Source organism: Exiguobacterium sp. SH5S13 (assembly GCF_004337085.1).
GTDB classification, from domain to species: domain Bacteria; phylum Bacillota; class Bacilli; order Exiguobacteriales; family Exiguobacteriaceae; genus Exiguobacterium; species Exiguobacterium aurantiacum_A.
Genome location: NZ_SJUS01000041.1, coordinates 1 through 7,668 on the forward strand (window position 1 = coordinate 1; position 7,668 = coordinate 7,668).

Annotated in this window: 7 protein-coding genes and 1 pseudogene; 4 read left to right on the forward strand and 4 right to left on the reverse strand. The window is 46.4% G+C overall.

What is annotated here, in order from left to right; all coding sequences use genetic code 11:
• Window positions 1–326 precede the first annotated feature (326 nt).
• Complete coding sequence (locus EVJ30_RS14570; protein WP_236636107.1) at window positions 327–668, reverse strand: YolD-like family protein; 342 nt, start codon at window positions 666–668, stop codon at window positions 327–329.
• Between the two features lie 209 nt (window positions 669–877).
• On the opposite strand from EVJ30_RS14570, the gene EVJ30_RS14575 reads away from it, so the two are divergent.
• Complete coding sequence (locus EVJ30_RS14575) at window positions 878–1,495, forward strand: JAB domain-containing protein (protein WP_255417734.1); 618 nt, start codon at window positions 878–880, stop codon at window positions 1,493–1,495.
• Between the two features lie 251 nt (window positions 1,496–1,746).
• On the opposite strand, the gene EVJ30_RS14580 is transcribed toward EVJ30_RS14575, so the two are convergent.
• Window positions 1,747–2,328: a DUF5067 domain-containing protein gene (locus tag EVJ30_RS14580; protein WP_131459093.1), complete on the reverse strand. Its 582-nt coding sequence runs from the start codon at window positions 2,326–2,328 to the stop codon at window positions 1,747–1,749.
• A 690-nt stretch (window positions 2,329–3,018) separates the two neighbouring features.
• On the opposite strand from EVJ30_RS14580, the gene EVJ30_RS14585 reads away from it, so the two are divergent.
• Entirely contained in the window at window positions 3,019–3,228 is a 210-nt protein-coding gene (locus EVJ30_RS14585) for a hypothetical protein (protein WP_131459094.1), read from the forward strand.
• 342 nt (window positions 3,229–3,570) lie between these two features.
• Here the strand turns inward: EVJ30_RS14585 and EVJ30_RS14590 are convergent, their stop codons facing one another.
• Window positions 3,571–4,560 (reverse strand): hypothetical protein, encoded by a 990-nt coding sequence (locus tag EVJ30_RS14590; protein WP_131459095.1) that lies wholly within the window; start codon window positions 4,558–4,560, stop codon window positions 3,571–3,573.
• Between the two features lie 657 nt (window positions 4,561–5,217).
• On the opposite strand from EVJ30_RS14590, the gene EVJ30_RS14595 reads away from it, so the two are divergent.
• On the forward strand, window positions 5,218–5,601 hold the full coding sequence (locus EVJ30_RS14595) for a hypothetical protein (protein ID WP_131459096.1): 384 nt from the start codon (window positions 5,218–5,220) through the stop codon (window positions 5,599–5,601).
• 93 nt (window positions 5,602–5,694) lie between these two features.
• Here the strand turns inward: EVJ30_RS14595 and EVJ30_RS14600 are convergent, their stop codons facing one another.
• Window positions 5,695–6,687, reverse strand: a complete 993-nt coding sequence (locus EVJ30_RS14600; protein ID WP_131459097.1) for an Abi family protein — start codon at window positions 6,685–6,687, stop codon at window positions 5,695–5,697.
• 401 nt (window positions 6,688–7,088) lie between these two features.
• On the opposite strand from EVJ30_RS14600, the pseudogene EVJ30_RS15470 reads away from it, so the two are divergent.
• Window positions 7,089–7,277: pseudogene (locus EVJ30_RS15470) on the forward strand (IS3 family transposase); the annotation flags it as partial.
• Between the last annotated feature and the right edge of the window lie 391 nt (window positions 7,278–7,668).

Here is a 7,668-nt window from a genome sequence, read left to right on the forward strand (position 1 = left end):
CGTTCGGATTCGACTCGAGCTGCCTGATTTGATGTTCGTTGAAGATGATTTTACTCATGGATGCGTTCCCCCGTCTGAATGAATAGGTTCATTATATCGATTCGACCGCACACAAAAAACCCTGAATGAGCACTTTTTATCAAGTGTCTATCATTCAGGGTTCAGTTCAAATATTTAAACGGGAATGATTTATGCTTGTTATAATTTCAAGTTATCGGCATTTTGCAAATTTTGGCCAACACATTACTTTTAACTCTTAATTCCACTGTTTTAACTGATACATCTATAAAAGCAACAAAAGATTTTACGTCAGCAAACGAAGGGCGTTAGTCCATCGACCGCTCCACGTGGATGATTGCCTCGAATGGCACCTCAATGACACCGTCACGCTGATTGGCCAGCTCGACGGTCCGCTCCAGGTAGTTCGTCCGGTGCACGAACCCCTTGAATCGTCTCATCTCCCGCTCCTCCACGTATTTCACTTCCACCACGTCCCCACTGAAGATCGCGTCATTCAATACGTTCTCATAAATTGATAAGACCTGTTCGTCGATGTCGGGCATCTCGATCTTCTGAATCTTCTTGTAGTATTTCGTCAGCAGCGCCTTATGTTCGGGCATGAGGAACGGGATCCATTTCAGTTCCCCGCGGTCTCGATACATTGTCATCAAAATTACCCCTCTCAATAAAGCGAACGTTTGTTCTTATTTAATACCCGATTTATCTGTTTTGAACAGTCTTTTTCATGATTGGTGATCCGTGCGTCCTGTTTCCGTACTCTAGCTCGCTGGTCGTCGGTGCAAGGGACGTCAAAAAAATGACGCGCCCTCCGGCCCGTCTTCCTTCGCTTTAGGCTCAAAGCGAGGCTTTTCGCTCGTTGGCTCCGGAAGCCTGGACCTCCGTTTGCTCTTCGCACTTTTTTGAGGCTCTCCCTCTGGTCGCCCCTGCACCGTCTCCCGACGCTCGCAACGAATCCGTCAACAGGACGCACAACGGTGTTCGTTCTGAGGAATGCTTATCCGAAAGGGGACAAACAGTCATGGAACTCACATCCATCATCGAGGTCGTTCGTATCAAACAGGAGATTCGCGAGGAGATGGTCGCCCTCGAGCACGCCACACTTCGCTCACCGGCGTGTGCCCGAGCCATCGCGGCACCGTTTATCGGGGAGGACGACCGTGAGGTGTTCCTCGTCATCATGCTCAACACGAAAAACAATGTCATCGGCGTCCACCGGGCCCATGTCGGGAGCGTCAACTCAAGCATCGTCCACCCACGGGAGGTGTTCAAATGCGCCATCTTGAACAACGCCTCATTCCTCCTCGTCTGTCATCAGCACCCGAGCGGGGACCCGACCCCGAGCCGGGAAGACATCGAGGTGACGGAACGGTTGTACGAGGCCGGACAGCTCATCGGTATCCCCGTGCTCGACCACGTGATTCTCGGGTCGGACGAGTCGTATGTCAGTCTGAAACAACGGGGCTACGTGGGATAAGGAGAAAAGGGATGGACCGGGACCGGGGGGACCGGTCCCGGTCCGTCCGGGAAGGGCAAGGACGAAAAACGTACGTTTTTCTTTGACGGGACGGGCGACTCGCGTTGCTCTCGCCTGGATCCGTAGAGCGAGATCCGGAAAAAGGGTCGTTTTCTTATGACGAAAACGGTGGTACGGGATGCAAGCATCAAAAAAAGAACCTGTCGTCTTCTATACGCAGGTTCTCAATCTTGCTCTTAGTTGTATTGTTCTTATTTGATTTCAATCGTCTGTTCGCCCAAGTCGTCACCGCCGATGCCTTGCGTGGCTACCAAGGTGACCGGTGTCTCCAAGTCGTCGAGCTCGTAGGCGACGGCGTTCGAGACGGTGCCGTCCTGTTTGATGGTCTCGAGCTGACTGTCGAGGAACTGCTCGTCCGGCAGCATCCCGACCTCGAGGGTGTTGATTGCGTTCGGGTCATTGTCCTGGATCGCTTCGAAGACGACCATCCAGGCGCTCATCGGGGTGATGTCTTTCCCGGTCAGGTTCGTCGTGTCATACCAGATGGCGAGGACCGCTTTGTCGCCATACTCGTTCCCCGGCTCTCCGGGTGGGATCACTTTGGTCTCGGTGATCTGAATCTTGAGATCAATCAATTTCGCTTCCCCGTCCTTGAAATAGACGTCGCTTTCCGCCGGTGCGTCTTCTGTCTCTTGTGTTTCCGTCGTCTCTGTCACGGTCTCTGACCCGCTCGTCGTGTCCTCAGTGGTCGAAACCGTCTCCTCTGTCGCACCACACCCGGTGGCGAGTAGTAACAGCAGCGGGATGCCCCATAATCCGATCGTTTTTGCCATGTCATATCCTCCCTTGATTTTAAACGTGTCTGTCATTAATCCTGTCTGGGTTCTACGAGACACCAGACAAGAAACTGTAAATGATTTACCAGTTGATTCATTGTAGCACGTATGACCGGTCTGTCCATGACAAATAATCTTTCAGGTATTTTGGGCGGGAGATGTGTATCTTAGAGGAGAATCGGTGGGAGTCTTACACGTCAGAGGGTACATTTCGCATCCCGTGCGTCGCCTGTCAGAAAGCCAAGTCGGGCTCATGCGTGAGCGTCTAACGCCAGTGGCGAAGTCGCTCATCGCACCGCTGCCCCCCTGACGGCCCGATAACAAGAGTTGCTGGCTCAACGCCGCATCTCTATGTTCCTGGTCCTTTCTGACGGGAGGCACGGGGCGTCAGGGCAAATTCAAAAGCGAGACCGTGGGCGTGTCTAACGTCACGCAAGGTACGTTTTTGTAGGACAAAAACGAGGTAGTCCGTGTGGGGATACTGTAGCATGGGTCGTTGCATCACGAAGGATGATCGAGGAATCGACAAAAAGTAAAAAGAGCGTTTGTTTATTGAACATGATCGTGTCTTCGAAACAAGCCTAGGGCTTGTTTCAAACAACACCAGGGCTTACGTGAATTAGCCTGAGATATTACTTGATTGGATGCGAGGTATCATTAGGCAATCAAATGGAGAGGATGATTCAAATGGATAGTTTTCAACTTGATCAACAGACGATGGACGAGATGATGGAGGAGGTGGTGCTTCGACGACTCCCTGAACGACACAAGGGACGATACGAAGAATTCAAACTCGTGAGCATGGATATTCTTTGTGATGTGAGAGAAGGAGAACGTTTGACCGATCTTACCGTCTTCTTTAGTGCCAATACGCTTCGCCATAATCGACGTGCGTAACGTGTAAAAAGAAAGCGGATCATCTATGTAGATTTGTATCGGGACTGATGGGACATCCCGGATGGATGCGTGTCGGCGACAGGGAACATGGCGCCGAGAAGGTCGCCATGTTCGAGGATTGGGACGTATTCAAGGACAGGGCATGGGAGAAGAAATGATGACTAGGGCTCATTTGTGAGCGTATCATGACACGCGCGAAAACCTTTCGGCTGAATGGTGTTTTTATAGAGATGGTATGATTAAACAAACGAAGTTGTATTTTTGTCTCTAAGTAAATTTATGAAAGGAAGTGTAAGTATATTCTTATAAAAACAGTTATTTCATCTTTATATATACTTTTCCTTATCTATCCTTGAATCTTTCTTGCAGTGCAATTTGTTCTTCTAAACTTTGCTGTAATTCTTCAGTTGTTAAATGTCTTGTTCGGTAGACCCTATTGTTTTTGCTGATTCTATTGATGGCTCCTTTAAACTGATCACGGACACTCTCTAAGTTATACATCACTTCATCTTTGTTAATAACATCTTCATAGTCCTTATCTTTAAACAGTGGAACTGTTTCTCCACATACTTCAAAATCATACTGATCAAACTTAATGGCATTTTGCATACCAAAGGTTAGTAAAGAAACCCCGTAGGCACCCTGGATAAAGTCGAGTGAAGGACCATAAGAATTATCAGCTTGTATAGCTTTTGCTGCATATCCACCCATTTCATGTCGGTCAACAGAAAAACAGTAAGTAAAAAGACCATGCCCTAACGAAGACTCTTCTAGAGCAGTTTCGTCATACATACAAGCCGCAGCAAGGTAACTTGGTACTAACTTACTTTTCTCTTCGAGTGATTCATAAAGAAAATCAATTAAAAAACGACCGGAATAACACGAGTCTAAAAGTAGGTTATAACGTAAATTCCCAGACCATGAAACTAAAGATAACAATTCATACAAATCTCTATAAGTAATCACTCCATCTTTTAAGACGAGCGAACCATTCCTATCTTCTCCATGGCCGGCAAAAGCGATTGTTATACCTCCACCATCCCAATCATCTTCCTTAGTATATTTTGCAAACCATGAACCAATTTCAAAGATTGCATTTCTAACCTCAATCATTGTGGGATTGTCCAACCTCTTATGCCACTTCTCTTTTCCCGAAGCGTACCAATTTCGAGTCCAATACTCCTCAAAAAAATTAACGTCAGCTGTTGTAAAATCTAATTTAGAAAATGCTCTCTGTCTAATACCAGTAATATGCCTTTCGATTCCTTCTGAGTAAAGAGGACCTTCCGCTGCTATTGATAAGTATGCTTGATAATATCTTATTTTCCCCATTTCCTTATCCCCCCATAAAAAATTCTATATTTTATTTCATAGAAACATTACATCGATTTCGTATTCCCTAATTATTAACGTAACTTTCCGAAATGTTTTTATTAAAGATTGTCGATTATATGACAATCATAATTATATGATAAACATCGACTATGACCAGAATCCGTAAGTATCGTACTTGAGAAACACCTATAACATTTTCTAAGCTATTTGGTCCGTGTATTACGAAAGTATTAGACAACTTATTTTTTCTAAAATCTTTTTTCATTATAGTACTGAATGAATTCGTATACTTTTTTTATGCCTTGAAGATTGATTTGCGAACCATCTCGTTTTCGTATTACGAAAACGAGATGACGGAGGTATTGCTTCGACGCCTTCCTGACCGGCTTCAAGAAGATTTTGACGACTTGAAACTTGTGAGCATGGATTTTCTTTGTGATGTGAAGGAAGGGGAACGCTTGACCCACCTCACCGTCTTTTTCAATACCAATATGATTCGACGGAATCGTCGTACATAAGAAAAAGGAACGATTGTATACATGTATATGTGTATACAATTTTTAAAAGTCTTCATTTCTGTAGGTTCATGAACAAGGACTGAACTGGCTCTGGACGGGGAATCGTTCTATAGAAAACCGGAAGGGGTGAGACTTGATGGACGAGGGGCTGCTTGATGACTATGCGTTCGAAGGATTGGATCCGTTCGTCCGAACCGTGTTCTCGGAATTGATGGAACATACCGAGTGGATGCGTGTCGTCGACAAGGAGCGTTGCGTCGAGAAGGTCGTCCGGTTCGACGAAGGACGGAACTCGCCTTATTTCCGGGTGTTGATCTATTTGGACGCAGAAGAGCGTCCGATCAAGAAAGTATATCTGTACGGGACATGGGTGGTGGCAGATGGGGATGTCAGCTTCGTCGTCTCGGAGCTATCAAAGGGTGTATTCGAATATGAAGTGATGCACGTCCATTGGCTCATCAAGTACCGGTTCGAGGATTGGGGCGTGTCTGAGGACGGTGCATGGGAGAAGGAATGGTGATACGGGCTCATGCGTAAGAACAACGTCATGACCAAGAGCGTGGGCGCGTCTGGTGACACGCGACGAAAACCCGCGAGCGGTCGCGGGTTCAGGTCAATGCTGTCGATTATGGCGCCATTCCTGATAGAGCTGGTCTGGGATGTTCATCTGTCTTAACAGCAACGTCTTATGTCGGGGGAATCGCATCAGATAATCGTCGATCTCTGATGTGACGGCGTGAAGAAATCCATCTTGGATGCCCCGGTCTCTCAAGTAAGACAACGCGATAATGAAACTCAAGACATCACTTTGGCCACGGTCATGTTTTTGATAGGCGGAGTGTGTCACACCAAAGCGGGTATGGGTCGGAGAGTAGCTCAGGCGCTTTCGCACACGGTGATTGTACACACGTCCTCCGTGGGCCGCCCAATTTCGGAAGGCGACGAGGATATCGAATGTCTCGGCGAAAGCTTGTTTGGTCTGGTCGGTGATCAACTCTGGATTCATGCCCGTCGCCCGTGCGATGACTTTTGTCTTTGATTCCGGCAACATCAGTTTGAACAGGTATTGAAGGTTCCCGAAGCTCAGTCCCTTCACCAGAATCCAAGGCGGCATGTCATGATAGGTCTCCCGATAATAGGTCATCGGTTGATGGGTCGAGTAATAGACCTCTGAGAAGATCTGCAACAATAGTTCCCGCTCAAATTTCCCTTTGGCGCGCCCACGAGTCATTTTTTTCCCCTGTCGGAAGTTCCTGTTATGTTGATAGTCCTTGATGGAATGGCCGTGATTCTCGGCAAGCACATAGGCTATGACTGAACGTAACAGGTTCTCCGCGGAAAGGGTCGCCGACAGCATCGCGAAACGGATGGTTTTATCGAGTTCATAGAGGTAATAGATTTCCGAGAATGTTGTCCCGGATTCGAATTGCTCTTCTTCACCGTCTATGTTGACGAACAGGTCCTTGTAGCCATTGATGATTTCGTAGTAACTCGTTCGAATCAAGGCCTCTTCTGCGAACATCGGATCATCAATCACCAGTCCGCGCTCGTGTAGCAATTTCAGTTGATCGGTCGTTGACTTGAAGACCTTCTCCGGTTTTGACATGTCTGTGCTCCTTCATAAGCAGTATATGATCAGTATAAAATAAACGGCCCCTTACCGAAAGGTAAGGGGCCGTTGTTGGCTGGTCAGTCCAGCCTGCTCATTGATTACTTATACTATATTCGACCGGTAACAACATGTCAATGACAAAGCTAAATATAATAGCACAGGTTCAGCAAACAAGTAAAGAACTTTTTAACTAAATATAGATGTAAAGGATGGATTATCGTGTAGATAAGACTATATGTAGTATCTATGTGGCAAGTGAAAAAATGATGTTTGTGTTCAATCGTCACATCATTATGTAGTCAAACTCTATGGGTAACACTTCATGACGGGGAAGATAAAATAGATTTACGTCAGGTAACGTTGAACTACCAAAAACATGTTCCAGTAAATGTCTCGACAACGCACCAATTGAATCGTTCTTCGGTCATTTGAAGGACTATGTCACCAACCGCTCGTGCAAATCGCTCGAGGAGGTCCGAGAAATGGTCGGCGACTACATAAGCTATTACAACTGCGAATGCGGTCAATGGAACCTAAAAAAGATGACCCCGGAACAATATCGGGGCCATCTGATCGCCGCATAGAACACGTGGGCTTTTTATTAAACTGTCCATTTTACGGGGCTCAGTTCACTGTCACATGGGAAGGGATTATGAAGGGTGGTCGGAACTTTGGCATCGCCCGGTAAATTGTTTGTCACTCTTTGGTAAATAAGATTGCAAGACTGGTACATTTCAATGGACGTAATCATATTGCATTGAGATAGGGTGTACATGACTTTTTTCCATGACAAATAAACTGATACATTTTATCACTACGGTTCACGTCTGTGTAGTGCAAAATAGGAGTGGTTCTTACGCAATGTTGGTGAACGATGATGAGCGACCGTCTGAAGTTGGTCGCTCATTTTTTTGCAATATCAATGAGCAGGGCTCGGCTCAGGATTGCGACAAAGTACCCGAATCCTGAGCAAGT